Genomic DNA, 15,386 nt, shown 5'->3' with positions numbered 1-15,386 from the left:
GTAAGATAGGGTGCAAAGGATGTGATGGTAATATGAAAATGCGGGAAGAATTTACATGCCCTCTGGAACTGGTACATGATATGATAAAAGGCAAATGGAAGCCAATCATTATATGGCGTCTGCGCCTGGGACCGACCTCCCTTGCCAAGCTGGAAAAGGATATTGACGGGATTACACAGAAGATGCTGTTGGAGCAGCTAAAGGAGCTGATTGACTACGGTTTTGTAGAGAAGGAATCCTTTGAGGGCTATCCGTTGCATGTGGAGTATTCCTTAACGGACGGACAGGGCCGGGAACTTTTGCAGGCACTGAAAATCATGCAGCATATCGGAATTGAATACCTGAAAGCGCAGGGAAAAGAAGCACTGTTGATTGAAAAGGGAGTTGTCCCAGAATAATACTTACGAAAAAGTGGGTAATTTACGCCGGGAATCCATGTGGTTATGATGGTATTGAGTAAATCGCATGGAGGTAGAATTATGATTGTGACGAGTACAGGAATCATCGGGGGAAAAATCCAGGACCAATATGGGGGGCGTGGGACCCAGTTTAACGAAAACGGGATTCCAACGTATTCCCTTCCATTTAAAATTGAGGAGGCTCCGGAGGGGACCGTTTCTTTTGCAGTCATCCTGGAAGACAAAGACTCTTATCCGGTTACGGGTGGATTTGTATGGATTCACTGGCTGGCTGCGAACATCACGCGTAATGAGCTGCAAGGTAATGAGAGCCAGATGGCCAGTGACTTCATACAGGGCTGTAATAGCTGGACGAGTATCCAGGGCAGCCGGCAAAGCAGGGAACTGTCCAGCTTCTACGGAGGGATGACACCGCCCGATCAGGCACATGTTTATGAGTTGCATGTTTTTGCGCTTGACAGCCTGTTGAAGCTGCAGACGGGATTTTACCTAAATGAGCTGTATCACAGGATGGAAGGGCATATTTTAGCCCAGTATACGTTAAAGGGCAGATACGACAAGATGTAAACAATAATCGGGACATGGAAGCTGCTAAACAAAGCTTCCCTGCCCGGATTATGTTAATGTCCTAAATGCATAGACAGCAGGTACTTTTTCGGAGGCGCTGTAGTTTGGCACAGGATAAGCAATATTTCACAAGCTGCACTATCTAATGATATTGAACCGGTTTTTTCCATCTCTGCTATTCTCCTGAATGAAAGAATGCCGGGGCTGTAACCTTTCCCGCTTCCCTTTTCAGAAAAAATTCAAAATACTATTGACAAATGTCTTAATGCGTCTTAAAATATAACAGTGTTATATAACGGTGTTATAAACAGGAGCAATTTTATGGGTGAACAGGAGAATACAACATTAAATCTGGTACATAAAGCAGCTATGCAGGAGTTTCTTGATAAGGATTTTAAGTCAGCTTCTTTACGGAATATTGTTAAAATAGCAGGCGTGACAACGGGTGCATTTTATGGCTATTACAACAGCAAAGAGGATTTACTTGAGGCGCTGGTTGGTGATCAGTACGATTATATCATGAATAGATTTTGCAAGGCACATCAAGAGTTTGCTGATTTACCTCCGGAGGAACAACCAGACCATCTTACAGATTCCGGCGCATGTATGCACGATATGCTTGTATATGCTTACGAATATCTGAATGAATTTAAAATCATTCTCTGCAAATCAGAGGGAACACGTTTTTCAAACCTCATTGATGAAATGGCAGAAATAGAAACAAAGGGGACACATGACTATCTGGAAATACTTAAAAGACTGGGCAGGCCTTCCCCTCCTATTGATGAACAACTGGAGCATATGTTGATAACAGGAATGTTTAAAACGTTTTTTGAACTGATCATACATGAAATGCCACTTGAAAAAGCAGAATATTACCTAAAAGAAATGATTGCTTTTTACACGGCCGGATGGATGAAAATTATGGGGCAGTAAGTAAATTTAGATATGATAATGGAAAGTGTATGCTTTCCATTATATTTAACACATTGGTTAGCTAAAACTAACTATTGAAAATCAGTTAACAAAGATCGTGATATTAGAGGGAGATTATTTTTCCCTCATATCATAAAAATTTTAAAGGAGGTTGTCATCATGACTCAAAAAACAGACACCCGTACAAAATTGCTGACGGAATCACCATTTCAGCTAATGCTGTCTTTAAGTATACCGGCTATTATTGGTATGGTGGTTGTCGGGCTATACAACTTCATGGACAGGGTTTTTGTGGGACAGCTCATCAATGAAGTTGCGATGGGGGCGGTTTCCATTTCCTATCCTTTTACGCTGATAAATACTGGCGTTTCCACATTGATTGGGGTAGGTTCGGCATCTGTTCTTTCACGGGCGGTTGGTAAAAAAATCAAGATATAATTGATAGGATCATGGGAAACTTGATTGCTTTAAATCTGATTTTTGGCATTATCATTACTGTCCTTGGAATGATATTTACACGCCAGCTTCTGACATTAAGTGGTGCAGAGGGAGAAATCCTTAATACCGCAGAACGCTACTTGCGCATTATTTTTGCAGGTTCCCTTTTCGTGAATTTTGGACAGTCCGCTAATATGATTATGCGTGGCGAAGGAATCTTAAAAAAGGCAATGCTGATTACGGGCACTGGTGCGGTTCTCAATATTATTCTTGACCCGATTATGATTATCATTATGAAAAATCAGGGAAAGGGCGTAGAAGGTGCAGCCTATGCAGCAGGCACGAATTTCGGTGCAAAGCAGTATGACAGGGTAAAACAGGTCACAAAAGCATTTATTATTGGTGCGACAGTGATTGGACTTATTTTCTATGTACCCATACAACTGGCTCCTGGAACAATTCTTTCATGGTTTATCAAAGATAAGGATATTGTAAGCCAGGGTGTGACAGATTTCCGTATTTTGTTCAGCACTTATATTCTACTTGGTTTTGTACTTATGGTCATTACTTTAATGCAGTCTCTGGGGAAAGCGTCAAAAGCAAGTGTTTTGGTTTTAATGCGGCAAATCATTCTTTTTGTTCCGCTGGCAATCATTCTTCCACAAATTGGCGGACTGGGTATAGATGGTGTATTTCTAGCTCCGGCGGTAACTGATTTACTTGTTTTAGTTCTAGCTATCGTAATGCTTGCAGGGGAATTTCATAATATATCCCAGTTGGCAAAACAGAAAAAGTGAATTTATTGAATGAACAAAGACTTTGCTCTTCAATAGATATGAAGGAGGTTTTTATGGATAAAAAAAAGTCTAATCTATCAAGATTGATGGGGTATGCCGGAGGACATAAAATTTTAACGTATCTTTCCTGGGTGCTGTCAGTTGCGAGCGCACTATTGGCACTTGTACCATTCGTGTATATATGGCGTATCGTTCATGACATACTGGAGGTTTCCCCGGATTTTTCGCAGGCGGGGAATGTCACAAGCTACGGCTGGCATGCTGTATTGTTTGCGGTTATCTCAATCGTTGTATACATATCCGCTTTGATGTGTTCTCATATAGCTGCGTTCCGGGTTGCCGCTAATATCCGAAAGGAGCTTATGCGGCACATTACAGCCCTGCCCCTTGGAATCACAGAAAAGTATGGAAGCGGAAAGCTGCGGCGAATCGTAAACAGTTCCAGTGCCGCTACTGAAACGTATCTTGCACACAGGCTGCCCGACAAAGCGGGTGCGATTGCTACGCCCATAGGACTGCTCTTTTTACTGCTTGCATTTGATTGGCGGTTAGGTCTTTTAAGCCTTATTCCTGTTGTGCTTGGTTTTCTGATCATGATGAAAATGACCGGAAAAGATATGGAGCAGAGAATGGAACAATACCAAAATTCACTGTCTGATATGTCAAATGAAGCCGTTGAATATGTAAGAGGCATACCTGTAGTAAAAACCTTCGGGCAGACAATCTTTTCTTTTAAACGCTTCAAAGATGCGATAGACAATTATGAAACATGGGTAATGGCGTACACAAGGGGATTGCGTTTGCCTATGATGTTCTATACAACTGCAATCAATGGCGTATTTGCGTTTCTGATTGCTGGAGGTATTGTCTTTACAAGGGGCGGAGTATCAGATGATTTGCTGTTAAACCTTATTTTTTATATTGTGGTTACGCCAGTTATTGGTACGACACTCACAAAAATCATGTTTATGAGTGAGGACGCCATGATTGTGAGTGACGCAATGGGCAGGATTGATGAAATTCTGAACGAAAAGCCCCTGCCTGATAGCAGAGTGGATCATATACCGTCTGATAATTCGATTATATTAGAGCACGTCAGTTACAGCTACAAGGTGAATGACTCCGAAGGAGGCGGACAGGGTGCCCTGGGGCATGATGGTGGGAAAAACGCATTAAATGATGTATCTCTGTCAATTAAAACGGGACAGACAATCGCATTAGTTGGCGCGTCCGGCGGCGGCAAGACGACCCTTGCAAATATCGTTACGCGATTTTTTGATCCGCAAATGGGACGCATTCTAATAGGAAATGTGGATATACGCGATATTCCGAAAGAAACATTGATGAATAAGGTGTCTTTCGTTTTTCAGAATAGCCGCTTAATCAAAGCGTCTATATTGGAAAATGTGCGTATGGCAAAACCGGCGGCAACACGCGAGGAGATCGTTCATGCTTTAAAAGCCGCACAGTGCCTGGACATTATCGAAAAATTGCCGGATGGCATCGATACGGTTGTCGGCACAAACGGCGTGTACCTGTCCGGCGGTGAACAGCAGAGAATTGCAATTGCACGCGCTATTTTGAAAAATGCGCCTATCCTTATTCTTGATGAAGCGACGGCATTTGCCGATCCCGACAATGAGGTGCTGATCCAACAGGCATTATCTGCTCTTTCAAAGGGAAAAACGGTTATCATGATTGCACATAGGCTTTCATCAATCACGGACGCAGACTGTATTTATGTACTGCAGGACGGTAAAATTGCTGAAAGCGGCACGCATCGCAATCTGATTGAGAGAAACGGCATCTTCACACGCATGTGGAAAACTTATTCTGAAGCGGCGGAATGGAAAATTGTAAAGGAGGTAACGGCATGATTCAGACATTGCAAAGGCGCTTTGCACTATCAAGGCAGGGGGCTGTTGATTTGATAAAAGGGTGTATTGCCTGCGTTTTGCAGGATATTTCCTTTATGCTTCCCGTCGGGCTTCTGTATCAATTTGTCATTGATATGATGAACGGGGGCATAAAGGGAAACCGTGTTATGTTCTATGCGGTTAGCGCCCTGATTTTCCTTTTCCTTATTTTTATTGTGACTTGGTTTCAATACAATGCCACCTATTTAGCCACATATGTGGAAAGCGGTGTAAGGCGCATTTCCTTAGCAGAACAGCTCCGTAAAATCCCGCTGTCCTTTTTCGGGAAAAAAGACCTTGCCGATTTAACAAATGCAATCATGGGTGATTGTGCCACACTGGAACAGGCGTTTTCCCACTATGTTCCCGCTTTGGCTGGTTCTCTTATTTCAACAACACTGATTGCTATCTGCCTGTTTACTTACGATTGGCGTATGGCACTTGCAGCGGTTTGGGTCTTGCCGATTGCATTTGCAATTACATTTTTTTCAGCCCGTATACAAGGATATTTTAACCGAAAATCCGTAGCGGCGAATGTTGCGCTTGAAAGCGGTGTGCAGGAGTGCATTGAATGCTTACAGGACTTAAAAGCAAATAATGCGGAAGCAGACTATCTGAACGGGCTTGATAAAAAAATTGATTATGTGGAAAAACGTCACATTATCACGGAACTTGGAACTGCCCTTTTTGTTGTTTCATCAACACTGATATTAAAGTTTGGAATTGCCACTGTTGCACTTGCAGGCTCTGCATTGCTTATTCAAGGTGAGATAGAAATTCCGCTGTTTTTTATGTTCCTGCTTGTTGCTTCAAGACTGTATTCCCCGCTTGAGGGTGCTTTGCAGAATCTTGCGGCGGTTATTTCAACCAAAACGAACATAGACCGTATGAATGAAATTCTTGACCAGCCAATCCAGACAGGCAGCGACAGAACAACAAATAAAGGATATGACATTGTGTTCGACCATGTAGGTTTTGCCTACAATACAGGGGAAACTGTTTTGGACGATGTATCATTTACCGCGAAACAGGGAGAAGTGACCGCTTTAGTTGGTCCGTCCGGCGGCGGCAAAACCACGGTATCACGCCTTGCCGCGAGATTTTGGGATGTAAATAAAGGAAAAATTACAGTCGGCGGTATGGATATATCGAAGATAGAGCCTGAAACATTGTTATCGTTGTATTCTATCGTGTTTCAAGATGTTACGCTGTTTAATAATACAATCATGGAGAATATCAGGATAGGGAAAAAAGATGCGACTGATCAAGAGGTGATTACGGCGGCAGGACTGGCAAACTGTGAAGAATTTGCGTCCAAACTTCCAGATGGTTATAACAGTATGATTGGTGAAAATGGCTGTGAACTGTCCGGCGGCGAAAGACAGCGTATATCAATCGCCCGTGCTTTCCTGAAAAATTCTCCTGTCATTTTGCTGGACGAAGCTACGGCAAGTCTCGACGTAGAAAATGAAACCTTAATTCAGTCTGCTTTGTCAAGATTGATAAAAGATAAGACGGTACTTGTTATCGCCCACCGTATGCGTACGGTAAGCGGCGCGGATCAAGTCGTTGTGCTGTCTGGAGGTACGGTTGCTGAGCAAGGTACACCACAGGAGTTGATGAAAAGAGGTAAGATTTATCCCCACATGGTAAAATTGCAAATGATTAGTCATGAATGGGTTTTCCCAAAGGGCAAAAGATCCGCTGTCTAGTCTTCATCTGCCCTATGCCCTATTTCGTTCCTGTAAAAATCAATTTTTTCATCCAGCCGGTCCCGATGCTCCTGGAGCTGCATAATCTGTTCATTTAATGCCTGCCTGTGCTGTACCAGCATTTCCAGCCGTGCCTCTAACGTGGGATTCCCCCCGGCCCGCAGATGTGCGTACCGTTTAATCTCTTTAATGGGCATTCCGGTATCTTGAGGCGTTTAATAAAGCTGATTCATGCAACGTCCCGTTCTGAATACCGGCGGCGGTTGCCGGAATTACGTTCCGGGGCAATAAGGCCTTCCTGTTCATAGTAGCGCAGGGTATGGATTCCCAGGCCCGTGAGCCTGGAAAATTCACCGATTGAATATTCCAAGGTATTCACCTCCACCTCACCTCCAGGTAAAATTTCTTGACATAGAGTTTACTCTACATTGTATAGTCGATTATATCAGGATAAAGGAGGATTTTCAAATGGTACAGAAAAAAGGAGCATATACGGTAATCACCGGCGCCAGTTCCGGCATCGGTTATGAGATTGCCAGGGCATTTGCCGCCCGTGGAAGGAACCTGGTTGTGGCAGCCCGCCGCCAGGATAACCTTGAGGCACTGAAGAAAGACATTTTATCGAACAATCCTGAGCTGGATGTGGTGGTCAGAGCCACGGATCTGTCCGTTATGGAAAACGTGTATCAGTTCTATGAAAGCCTGAAGGAGTATCCGCTGGATACATGGATTAATAATGCAGGCTTTGGGAACTATGACAGCGTGGCGCATCGGGATTTGAGAAAGATTGAAAGCATGCTCCACTTAAACGTGGAGGCGCTCACGATTTTGTCGTCCCTGTTTGTGCGGGATTATAAGGACATAGAGGGGACACAGCTTATTAATATATCCTCTTGTGGCGGGTACACGATTGTACCTACTGCCGTTACTTATTGTGTGGCAAAATTTTATGTAAGCACATTCACGGAAGGTCTGGCAAGGGAGTTGGAGGAAGCTGGGGCAAAGATGCGGGCCAAGGTTCTGGCGCCGGCAGCCACAAAAACAGAATTTGGAAAAGTGGCAAACAATGTCTGTGAGTATGATTATGACAGGCTCTTTGGGACCTGCCACACCAGCCGGCAGATGGCAGCGTTTCTGCTGGAACTATATGACAGTGACCAGGTGGTTGGCGCGGTTGACCGGGAAACCTTTGAGTTTAGACTGTGCGGGAAATTCCAGGCATAATCAGAAAGCTGTGAAATCTCAGGCTGAGTCATGAAAAGGTTATGAATTGACTATGAGCGGCTTATGAATTTTAGTTTTTAAAAATGCCTTATTGACAGCGTTTCTTCATAGGAGTACAATAAGTTCAATTTTACATGAAAACCGTTGAGTAAGAGGAGTAACCATGGCGGAGAAATTACAGAGAGCCTTTATTGGTGGAAGAAGGCATTTCAAGCTGCGGTGAATGGGCTTATGAGGGCAGCCTGAATTTCAAGTAGGCGCTGACGGAAACTCTAACCGTTATGATGAGAGCATATGTTTGTATGTGAAAAACCGAGTAGGTGGCATTGCAGGGTTTATGGCTTCTGTTCCTTTGGGGACAGGAGCTTTTTGTTTTTTGAAAGGAGTTGGTTCCATGGATGTGGATTGGTGGTGGTGCGGATAACGGGCGGAACTAAGGATAAATGGAAAGCTGACAAGGAGGTATCAATGAAAGTATCTGTTATTTTAGGACATCCATATGAAGGCAGCTTCACTGAACGGGAAGAATGGTTAACTCAGGCCAGGAGCATGGTAAACCACTACTTCCCGTAAAGCAGCTTTCCGTCTGCAGGATGGTTCAATGGAACATGAATAGGAAGCTGAGGAGAACACTTAAACATGCAATTTGTGAAAAAAATACCTGGCGAGAATAAAGAGAGAACAAAAGAATTACTATTATCTGGCTGGAATAGATTAAAGGAACCCTCCAATTTAGGTATAGCAATTTTGTATTCGCTTCCAATATCAATCATATTGATGACGGTCAATGGAATATGGCTTTTTTTACTCTCACCTGTATTTAAAAGTTTTATCTATTCGGACGGTTTTATAGTGGAATTTCAAATTAATATAAAAAGCCTGGTATATATTTTGGCTGTCATTCTGTTCCTGCTCATACATGAGCTGATACATGCCCTATTTATCCCCCATGTATTTCATTCCCCATGTACCTATTGGGGATTTAACGGTGGATTCGGTTTTGTGTATACAGAAGAAATAATGACAAAAAAGAGATTCATGCTTATATCGATCATGCCGCTGCTGCTGTTATCTTTCATACTTCCTGCGGTTTTATCAATTTTTGGAATCTCAAATTGGTTCATTATTTTCCTTTGTATTATAAATGCCGGTGGTTCATGTGTTGATGTTTTGAATATGTTTCTTATTGCGGGGGAAGTCCTCCAAAATGGAACAATTGTAAATAATGGCTATTCGACTTATTTTAAGAATGCGGAGTGACAGATTGCAGTACATACGGCCGGATTACCTATGTCTCGTCGAAAAGAGGCGGCTATCTTGAATATGAGCGATGGTTAATATTTTTGAAAGATACTTAACGCCTGTTCAGTTGTGAAGAATGCAGCTGTCTGCTATCATGAAACCAGCAAAGGCCAATACATAAAATAAGGAGGCACTGATATGCAGTTAGGACAGGTAATCCGTAAATATCGTAAAAATAAAAACATGACACAGGAAGAGATAGCGGGCAGGCTTGGAGTTACGGCACCGGCGGTCAATAAGTGGGAAAATGGGGCTTCTATGCCGGATATTATGCTGCTGGCGCCCATTGCCAGGCTTTTAGGCATTACGACAGATATTTTATTGTCATTCCGTGAGGAGCTGACAGCAGAGGAAATAAAAGCGCTCGTTTATGAAGCAGACTCCATGCTGAAGGAAAAGCCTTATGAAGAGGCGTTTCTGTGGGTAAAGAAGAAACTGGAACAGTATCCAAATTGTGAACAGCTGATTTTGCAGCTGGCTGTAATACTGGATGCACAACGTATGATGCAGGACCCGGTAAAGAAAATGAAACAGGCACAGATTTACGGCAAAACCAACCGGATTTCCGAGGCATATAAAGCCTATGAGGAACTTCTTTACTCACATTATCAGCTGGCAAGCGGAGTGCTTCATGGAATGTATATGCTGGCAATGAATCAGGGTGAGATGGACCGGGCGCATATGCTGGTAAGGAAGCAGGAGGAGCTGGCGAGGTGCTTTGAAATGGGAAAATACTGTGAGGCGTCTTCCCGGCTTGATATTGCAACCGCGGAACAGGATGCAGATACAGTAATTGCTACAATGAAAGAAATGCTTTCCAGCATAGGGCAGATAGGCAGCTTTTATAGGTCCCCTCTTTACGGGCATATGGAATTTAAGGGAATGAGGGGGGAGTTCCTGGCTGAACTGAAGAATAATTTATTAAAATGCTTTCGGGATGAAGAAAGCTATGGATTTTTAAAGGAGGATGAAAGGTGGAAGGAAATTGTTCTGCAGAAATAAAGTAACATTATAATGGATATGGCAAAAGGAGAAACGATTATGCAGTGCAGCAGTTTAGAAGAAGTACGTTCCAATATTGACCGAATCGATAACGAAATCATAAAACTGATAGCAGAGAGGGGGAATTATGTGATTCAGGCTTCCAAATTTAAGAAGAACGAGGCCAGTGTCAAAGCCCCTGATCGTGTGGATGCAGTCATTGCCAAAGTCCGGAATATGGCAAAAGAATATGGAGCAGATGCCAATATGGCAGAAGCTTTATATCGGGAAATGATTTCACGATTTGTAACTATGGAGCTACAGGAATTTTCAAATAGTAATAGAACATAAAACCCCTATATCCAAGAGGACGGAGTAAAGCAGCTAAGATATAGTGAAAATGTTTGGAATGAGGAAGGGAGTATTGCTGTGGATGAACGAGGGACGAAAGCCGTGGATCAGGGCGTTTTTTCTGGCAAGATAGGCGGACCGGGGAATGTGAGAAAAAATAAATCGTAACTATGAAACTTTTCCCCTGCTCCTGCGTCTAATGATTACACGTAATTAAAATAATCATATGGAAAGAGGAATAAAGACAATGAAAATCACAAAAAGAAATGTAGCAGTCATGATGGGCGGTGATTCCGGTATCAATCTTAGAAAGGTGAATGGTTATTGGAAAATCAATCAGATTTATCAGTAAATCAAAGAGGATGCAGTAAAATGAAGAAATTTTGTTCTCATACTTTAAATGAAGAGGAGAGGTATGTCCAGAAATGAGAGAGGGCTTATCCACAACAGCATAGAGTTCATATGCAGGAAGGTAGGCATTTCAAAGTCTTACTTTTATAGTTTCTTTTCCTCCGAGGAAGAACTTGTGCTTTACGCCCGGCAGTACCAGCAGCCTAAACTTCTGCGCTGGGCCCAAATGCTGATGGAGGCGCTGGAAATGGAGGCGTAAAAAAATCCCTTCCGGACCTTGCTGGGCCTTTTTGCTCTCTGCCGGGATATTTCATTTATTGATGACAATACCCAAAACGTAGATTACTCTGACAATATCCATCTGATTCTGGCAGAGCCGTACCCGGAATTTAAGCGGTGCAGATACATTTAATATGGTGCCCAAATGGTACCCAACCTAGCAGAAAAGTGTGGAGGATAAAAGATAATGGAACGAAAGTATGCATTTCATCCCCAGGAGTTTGCGATAGGGGAGACAAGGCAGTTTTATACAAAAATGGCTGGGAAGGGCTGGCTTCTTGTAAAACGCGACGCATTTTTAAGCAGTTTCAGGCGTTCGGAGCCGGAAACGATACGGTATGGGATTGTTCCTGCAGTCCCCGCCCAATCAGGTGAACCGCCTTTTACAGAAGAACAGATTGCTGCCTATAAGGAGTCTGGCTGGGAATATGTGACAGGACGCGGTTTTATCCACGTGTTCAGTGCAACCGGGAACGGCGGCGCATCGGAATTGTACCTGGAGCCGGAGGCGTATGCAGCTGCATTGAAGGGGCTGAAAAAACAATATATGGTTTCGTTTCTGCAGCTGCCGCTGTCCATTGCATTCTTTCTGTTATTAGGGAGTATGCTGGGAGGCTATGGAGGACACAGCCACCTGGCGGCATCTGCATACAGGGGATGGATTGAGAATACAGCGGCCGTGACCGGATTCATCTTTTTATTTTTATGGCTGATGTACAGGGATTTACGGGGTGTATGGTATCTTGTCCGTTTGTGCCGCAGGATGAAGGCGGGGAAGCTTTCTGATTATCTGCAGGTACCGGGCTGCAAAGTATCAAAGTTCCTGAACGGTTCCCTGATGCTGTTTACCGCTGTCTTTGGCGTCTTGGCAATCTGCCAGTGGGCAGGAAGCTATAAACATGCAATGCCGTCTGAAACGGATGGACCATATCTTGTACTTTCAGATATTGGGATAAATGGGGAACGGACACAGAGTTTTATAAAAAACCAGGTCAGTGAGGTAAAATATGGACAGTCACTTTTAACAGAGCATTGGGATACGTTTGAGGTGATTGATGTAGACGGCAGGGAGGTCTGGATGCGGCAGGATGTCTATCGTCTGAAGGATGCAGGCATGACCAGCCAAATGGCGGGACTTCTGATGAGGGATGCTGTATTTGCCGGTTCTCCAGAGGACTTTGCTTCAGTAGATATATCTGGGCTTGACCAGGCATGGGTAGCTGAACGGCTGGAATGCATTGCGGTCAGGGATGATTTTGTCTGGTTCCTGACATATCCGGCTGACAGCCGTGAAGAACTGGTTTCCATTCTCCAGGTGTTAGCCGGAACAATCTAATCCAGCAGACGGAATGTGGATTTATGGAAATCCATGATTCCGTCTGCTTTCATTTTGGACAGTTCCCTGGACAGGGCGCTGCGGTCCATGTTCAGGTACTGGGCCATGGCATTCCTGTCTAAAGGGACAGTAAAGGTACCTCCGGTCGATGGGCAGGAGGCATTTTTTAAATAAGCCATGATTTTATCCCGCGCACATGGGCGGAGCAGGCAGTCCAGCCGTTCATGGAGCACCAGGCCCTTTTGTGCCACGCTTGCTGTGAAGTTACGGATAAGTCTCTTGTGGCAGGCACAGTTTCTGGCGCAGCTGTTCATCAAACTGTCATAGGAAATAAACAGTACAGCGCTTCCGCGTTCCACTGCGGCTGACACGGGACTTGGATGATCAGGGCTGGCTGCCAGGATCACACCGATTTCACTTCCTGTGTTTAAAAGCGTGACGGTAAGGATGTTGCCGTCCAGGTCTGTTTTATAAGATCTGCCCCGCCCTGACAAAAGGATACCGAAGGCCCGGACCTTACTGCCTTCCTCAATAATGACAGTATCATGTGCATATTCCACAGGATAGGCGTTCAGGCACGATAAAAGACGGCCGGTATCTTCCCTGGAAATGCCTGCAAACAGCCTGGTTCCTTCTAAATACTCAATCATTGGTTTCATCGCAATTACGTTGCCTGGGCAACTTACCTCCTGACATGATTGTATTATAATTGACACATATATGCAAGATGACAGGAGAGAAAAGGAGAGCGGGAATGGATATTGGTTTCACAATGTTTTATTACGGCCTGTCCGCCGTGCTGCTGGCGGTTTCATACCATAAGGACAGGAAGAAGACAAAGATGGCAGTAAAAAGGGCGCTGCTTATGATGAAGGGAGTGCTGCCTTATTTTCTTGCAATCCTCATGTGTACGGGCGCCGTCCTTCTGGTACTGACACCGGGGACGATACACGGTTTTCTTGGGACAGGAACGGGATTTGGCGGAATCCTTCTCTCGGCTGCTGCGGGGGCAGTGACCCTGGTACCGGTCCTGGCAGTATTCCCGGTGGTTTCTGAGCTGCTTAAGAACGGGGCGGGGACAGCGCAGATGGCGGCATTCATATCCGCCCTGACAACCGTGGGCCTTGTAACGCTGCCTCTTGAGACAAAATATCTGGGAATCCGGGCAGCAGTCCTGCGGAACCTGTTCTTTTTCCTGTTTTCCCTGCTGACAGCCCTTATATTGGAGGCGGTATTATGAAGAAGTCAGGGGCATGGATCATGACAATCCTGGTCTGTCTGCTGGTTCTTTTTCTGGTCCTGGTATTTCTGCCTGGTATGTGGTACGGCGTCATTTCCTATACGGGCGCAGGACTCGCGCAGTTCGTATGGAACCTGGCTCCTGTGTTCCTCTGCGTGGGGCTGATGGACGTATGGGTGGAAAAGGATGGAATGATGGGGATGATGGGGAACCGGTCCGGTGTGTCCGGCGCATTCCTGTCACTTTTTATGGGAATGCTTACAGCAGTGCCTGTCTATGCGCTGCTTCCCATTACAGGACTGCTGTTGAAGAAGGGCGGGCGCATTTCCAATGTACTTATTTTCCTGTGTTCCAGTGTTAGTATCCGTGTACCGCTTCTGCTTTTCGAAATCTCTTCCCTGGGATTGCGGTTTGCAGCAAGCCGTTTTATACTTAACCTGGCAGTCGTATTTGTGATTGCGTATTCCATCGAAGGGCTGTTGCCGGAACAGGAGATGGGACATATATATAGGAAGAATAAGAATGAATCAGGGCAAGGATGAGTCAGGGCAAGAATGAATCAGAGCTAAAATGAGTCAGGAAAAAATAAAATAGGGCAAGAATAATGAAGACAGGATATCGCACCATGTCTATAATTGACGGAAGCCATGACAAGGACCACAATACAGGGGGAAGGAGAGAAAAGCAGGAATGAACCGTATTGAAAAAGTAACACGGATTATTGACATCATTGAATCCAATCTGACGCAGAAACTGGATTTGGAACAGATTGCAGATAAGGTCCATTACTCCAAATATCATATGCACCGGGTATTTTCCCAGACAGTGGGACTTACCATCCATGATTATGTCAGGCGGAGGCAGCTGACAGAGGCCGCTAAACTGCTGGTCTTCTCCAGCCAGCCCATCATTGACATAGCGCTGGCGTCAGGATATGAAAGCCAGCAGGCATTTACGGATATATTTTCAGCCATGTATAAGATTCCTCCCAGCAGATACCGGGAAAATGAGAAATTCTATCCTCTGCAGCTGCGGTTTGAGTTTCAGGGAACATACGCCATGCTGGAGAAAAAGGAAAGCGCACGGATGGATATCCGGCTGGCAACAGAGGCGGACGTCCCATGCGTGATGGAACTGGTCCGCCTGATTGTGGATGGGTTTCCGTATTTGGATGAGACGGAGTATGTCCGCGAACTGAAGCAGAAGATTGCCGGGGGACAGGCCCTGGTCATGAAGGACGGGGAGACTGCCGTGGGTATCCTTCTGTTCTCCCGCGAGGACGGAAGCATTGATTTTATGGGCAGCCATCCGCTGTACAGGAAGAAGGGGATTCCCAGGGCATTGCTGGACCGGCTTATGGGTGAGTGGATGAAGGACAGGAAAATCAGCATCACCACATTCCGGGAAGGTGACAGGGCGGATAATGGGCAGCGGGAAGAAATCAAAAGCCTGGGGTTTGCAGAGGCGGAACTGCTGGTGGAATACGGATATCCCACCCAGCGTTTCACACTGGATGGGGAGGGCGGACAAGGCTGAT

General features: G+C 44.8%; 20 protein-coding genes. 17 read left to right on the top strand and 3 right to left on the bottom strand.

What is annotated here, in order from left to right:
• The first annotated feature begins 32 nt into the window (after positions 1–32).
• The 7 genes from LK536_RS33140 to LK536_RS33110 all read left to right on the top strand — a co-directional run bounded on the left by LK536_RS33140 (position 33) and on the right by LK536_RS33110 (position 6,785).
• Positions 33–398, top strand: coding sequence for a winged helix-turn-helix transcriptional regulator (locus tag LK536_RS33140; RefSeq protein ID WP_227795094.1), 366 nt, complete (start codon positions 33–35; stop codon positions 396–398).
• A gap of 81 nt (positions 399–479) precedes the next feature.
• The gene (locus LK536_RS33135) at positions 480–986 is read left to right on the top strand and encodes a YbhB/YbcL family Raf kinase inhibitor-like protein (protein WP_120057513.1); all 507 of its coding nucleotides are present in this window, start codon (positions 480–482) and stop codon (positions 984–986) included.
• Between the two features lie 321 nt (positions 987–1,307).
• On the top strand, positions 1,308–1,922 hold the full coding sequence (locus LK536_RS33130; protein ID WP_227795093.1) for a TetR/AcrR family transcriptional regulator: 615 nt from the start codon (positions 1,308–1,310) through the stop codon (positions 1,920–1,922).
• A gap of 159 nt (positions 1,923–2,081) precedes the next feature.
• Entirely contained in the window at positions 2,082–2,360 is a 279-nt protein-coding gene (locus tag LK536_RS33125; protein WP_331472091.1) for an MATE family efflux transporter, read from the top strand.
• An 11-nt stretch (positions 2,361–2,371) separates the two neighbouring features.
• Positions 2,372–3,157, top strand: coding sequence for an MATE family efflux transporter (locus tag LK536_RS33120; protein WP_331472090.1), 786 nt, complete (start codon positions 2,372–2,374; stop codon positions 3,155–3,157).
• A 53-nt stretch (positions 3,158–3,210) separates the two neighbouring features.
• Positions 3,211–5,034, top strand: a complete 1,824-nt coding sequence (locus LK536_RS33115; RefSeq protein ID WP_227795092.1) for an ABC transporter ATP-binding protein — start codon at positions 3,211–3,213, stop codon at positions 5,032–5,034.
• Positions 5,031–6,785, top strand: a complete 1,755-nt coding sequence (locus LK536_RS33110; RefSeq protein ID WP_025482338.1) for an ABC transporter ATP-binding protein — start codon at positions 5,031–5,033, stop codon at positions 6,783–6,785. Before LK536_RS33115 ends, LK536_RS33110 begins: the two co-directional genes overlap by 4 nt.
• Here LK536_RS33110 and LK536_RS33105 read toward each other — a convergent pair.
• Both LK536_RS33105 and LK536_RS33100 read right to left on the bottom strand, forming a co-directional pair.
• Complete coding sequence (locus LK536_RS33105; RefSeq protein ID WP_331472089.1) at positions 6,782–6,982, bottom strand: MerR family DNA-binding protein; 201 nt, start codon at positions 6,980–6,982, stop codon at positions 6,782–6,784. The two genes, LK536_RS33110 and LK536_RS33105, sit on opposite strands and share 4 nt — an antisense overlap.
• Before the next feature lie 32 nt (positions 6,983–7,014).
• Positions 7,015–7,155: a MerR family DNA-binding transcriptional regulator gene (locus LK536_RS33100; RefSeq protein ID WP_331472088.1), complete on the bottom strand. Its 141-nt coding sequence runs from the start codon at positions 7,153–7,155 to the stop codon at positions 7,015–7,017.
• 98 nt (positions 7,156–7,253) lie between these two features.
• On the opposite strand from LK536_RS33100, the gene LK536_RS33095 reads away from it, so the two are divergent.
• The 7 genes from LK536_RS33095 to LK536_RS33065 all read left to right on the top strand — a co-directional run bounded on the left by LK536_RS33095 (position 7,254) and on the right by LK536_RS33065 (position 12,609).
• Positions 7,254–8,009, top strand: a complete 756-nt coding sequence (locus LK536_RS33095; protein WP_227795091.1) for an SDR family NAD(P)-dependent oxidoreductase — start codon at positions 7,254–7,256, stop codon at positions 8,007–8,009.
• Positions 8,010–8,303: 294 nt separating this feature from the next.
• Positions 8,304–8,582 (top strand): hypothetical protein, encoded by a 279-nt coding sequence (locus LK536_RS33090; protein WP_227795090.1) that lies wholly within the window; start codon positions 8,304–8,306, stop codon positions 8,580–8,582.
• Positions 8,583–8,648: 66 nt separating this feature from the next.
• Entirely contained in the window at positions 8,649–9,269 is a 621-nt protein-coding gene (locus LK536_RS33085) for a DUF3267 domain-containing protein (RefSeq protein ID WP_227795089.1), read from the top strand.
• Positions 9,270–9,449: 180 nt separating this feature from the next.
• Positions 9,450–10,313: a helix-turn-helix domain-containing protein gene (locus LK536_RS33080; protein WP_227795088.1), complete on the top strand. Its 864-nt coding sequence runs from the start codon at positions 9,450–9,452 to the stop codon at positions 10,311–10,313.
• A gap of 18 nt (positions 10,314–10,331) precedes the next feature.
• On the top strand, positions 10,332–10,643 hold the full coding sequence (locus LK536_RS33075; protein ID WP_506092066.1) for a chorismate mutase: 312 nt from the start codon (positions 10,332–10,334) through the stop codon (positions 10,641–10,643).
• Positions 10,644–11,058: 415 nt separating this feature from the next.
• Positions 11,059–11,253 carry a hypothetical protein gene (locus LK536_RS33070; RefSeq protein ID WP_227795087.1) on the top strand — a complete coding sequence of 65 codons (195 nt, stop codon included), beginning with the start codon at positions 11,059–11,061 and terminating at the stop codon, positions 11,251–11,253.
• A 207-nt stretch (positions 11,254–11,460) separates the two neighbouring features.
• Complete coding sequence (locus LK536_RS33065; protein ID WP_227795086.1) at positions 11,461–12,609, top strand: DUF2812 domain-containing protein; 1,149 nt, start codon at positions 11,461–11,463, stop codon at positions 12,607–12,609.
• Here the strand turns inward: LK536_RS33065 and LK536_RS33060 are convergent.
• Positions 12,606–13,259, bottom strand: a complete 654-nt coding sequence (locus LK536_RS33060; protein ID WP_506092065.1) for a cyclic nucleotide-binding domain-containing protein — start codon at positions 13,257–13,259, stop codon at positions 12,606–12,608. The genes LK536_RS33065 and LK536_RS33060 overlap by 4 nt on opposite strands.
• A 104-nt stretch (positions 13,260–13,363) precedes the next feature.
• On the opposite strand from LK536_RS33060, the gene LK536_RS33055 reads away from it, so the two are divergent.
• From LK536_RS33055 to LK536_RS33045, 3 genes are all read left to right on the top strand, one after another.
• Positions 13,364–13,849 (top strand): hypothetical protein, encoded by a 486-nt coding sequence (locus LK536_RS33055; RefSeq protein WP_120057504.1) that lies wholly within the window; start codon positions 13,364–13,366, stop codon positions 13,847–13,849.
• Entirely contained in the window at positions 13,846–14,391 is a 546-nt protein-coding gene (locus LK536_RS33050) for a permease (RefSeq protein ID WP_227795084.1), read from the top strand. Before LK536_RS33055 ends, LK536_RS33050 begins: the two co-directional genes overlap by 4 nt.
• A 148-nt stretch (positions 14,392–14,539) precedes the next feature.
• Entirely contained in the window at positions 14,540–15,385 is an 846-nt protein-coding gene (locus LK536_RS33045; RefSeq protein WP_227795083.1) for a GNAT family N-acetyltransferase, read from the top strand.
• Position 15,386: the final 1 nt, after the last annotated feature.

This window comes from Clostridium pacaense (assembly GCF_020709765.2).
Lineage (GTDB): Bacteria > Bacillota > Clostridia > Lachnospirales > Lachnospiraceae > Enterocloster > Enterocloster hominis.
This window is presented reverse-complemented; position numbering and strand designations above follow the sequence as displayed.

Bases quoted from the DNA above. Each gene is read 5' to 3' on its own strand.
- LK536_RS33065 (WP_227795086.1), top strand. From the start codon at position 11,461: ATGGAACGAAAGTATGCATTTCATCCCCAGGAGTTTGCGATAGGGGAG.
- LK536_RS33055 (WP_120057504.1), top strand. From the start codon at position 13,364: ATGGATATTGGTTTCACAATGTTTTATTACGGCCTGTCCGCCGTGCTG.
- LK536_RS33095 (WP_227795091.1), top strand. From the start codon at position 7,254: ATGGTACAGAAAAAAGGAGCATATACGGTAATCACCGGCGCCAGTTCC.
- LK536_RS33075 (WP_506092066.1), top strand. From the start codon at position 10,332: ATGGCAAAAGGAGAAACGATTATGCAGTGCAGCAGTTTAGAAGAAGTA.
- LK536_RS33120 (WP_331472090.1), top strand. From the start codon at position 2,372: ATGGGAAACTTGATTGCTTTAAATCTGATTTTTGGCATTATCATTACT.
- LK536_RS33050 (WP_227795084.1), top strand. From the start codon at position 13,846: ATGAAGAAGTCAGGGGCATGGATCATGACAATCCTGGTCTGTCTGCTG.
- LK536_RS33080 (WP_227795088.1), top strand. From the start codon at position 9,450: ATGCAGTTAGGACAGGTAATCCGTAAATATCGTAAAAATAAAAACATG.
- LK536_RS33110 (WP_025482338.1), top strand. From the start codon at position 5,031: ATGATTCAGACATTGCAAAGGCGCTTTGCACTATCAAGGCAGGGGGCT.
- LK536_RS33140 (WP_227795094.1), top strand. From the start codon at position 33: ATGAAAATGCGGGAAGAATTTACATGCCCTCTGGAACTGGTACATGAT.
- LK536_RS33070 (WP_227795087.1), top strand. From the start codon at position 11,059: ATGTCCAGAAATGAGAGAGGGCTTATCCACAACAGCATAGAGTTCATA.
- LK536_RS33090 (WP_227795090.1), top strand. From the start codon at position 8,304: ATGTTTGTATGTGAAAAACCGAGTAGGTGGCATTGCAGGGTTTATGGC.
- LK536_RS33135 (WP_120057513.1), top strand. From the start codon at position 480: ATGATTGTGACGAGTACAGGAATCATCGGGGGAAAAATCCAGGACCAA.
- LK536_RS33060 (WP_506092065.1), bottom strand. From the start codon at position 13,259: ATGATTGAGTATTTAGAAGGAACCAGGCTGTTTGCAGGCATTTCCAGG.
- LK536_RS33105 (WP_331472089.1), bottom strand. From the start codon at position 6,982: ATGCCCATTAAAGAGATTAAACGGTACGCACATCTGCGGGCCGGGGGG.
- LK536_RS33085 (WP_227795089.1), top strand. From the start codon at position 8,649: ATGCAATTTGTGAAAAAAATACCTGGCGAGAATAAAGAGAGAACAAAA.
- LK536_RS33115 (WP_227795092.1), top strand. From the start codon at position 3,211: ATGGATAAAAAAAAGTCTAATCTATCAAGATTGATGGGGTATGCCGGA.
- LK536_RS33125 (WP_331472091.1), top strand. From the start codon at position 2,082: ATGACTCAAAAAACAGACACCCGTACAAAATTGCTGACGGAATCACCA.
- LK536_RS33130 (WP_227795093.1), top strand. From the start codon at position 1,308: ATGGGTGAACAGGAGAATACAACATTAAATCTGGTACATAAAGCAGCT.
- LK536_RS33045 (WP_227795083.1), top strand. From the start codon at position 14,540: ATGAACCGTATTGAAAAAGTAACACGGATTATTGACATCATTGAATCC.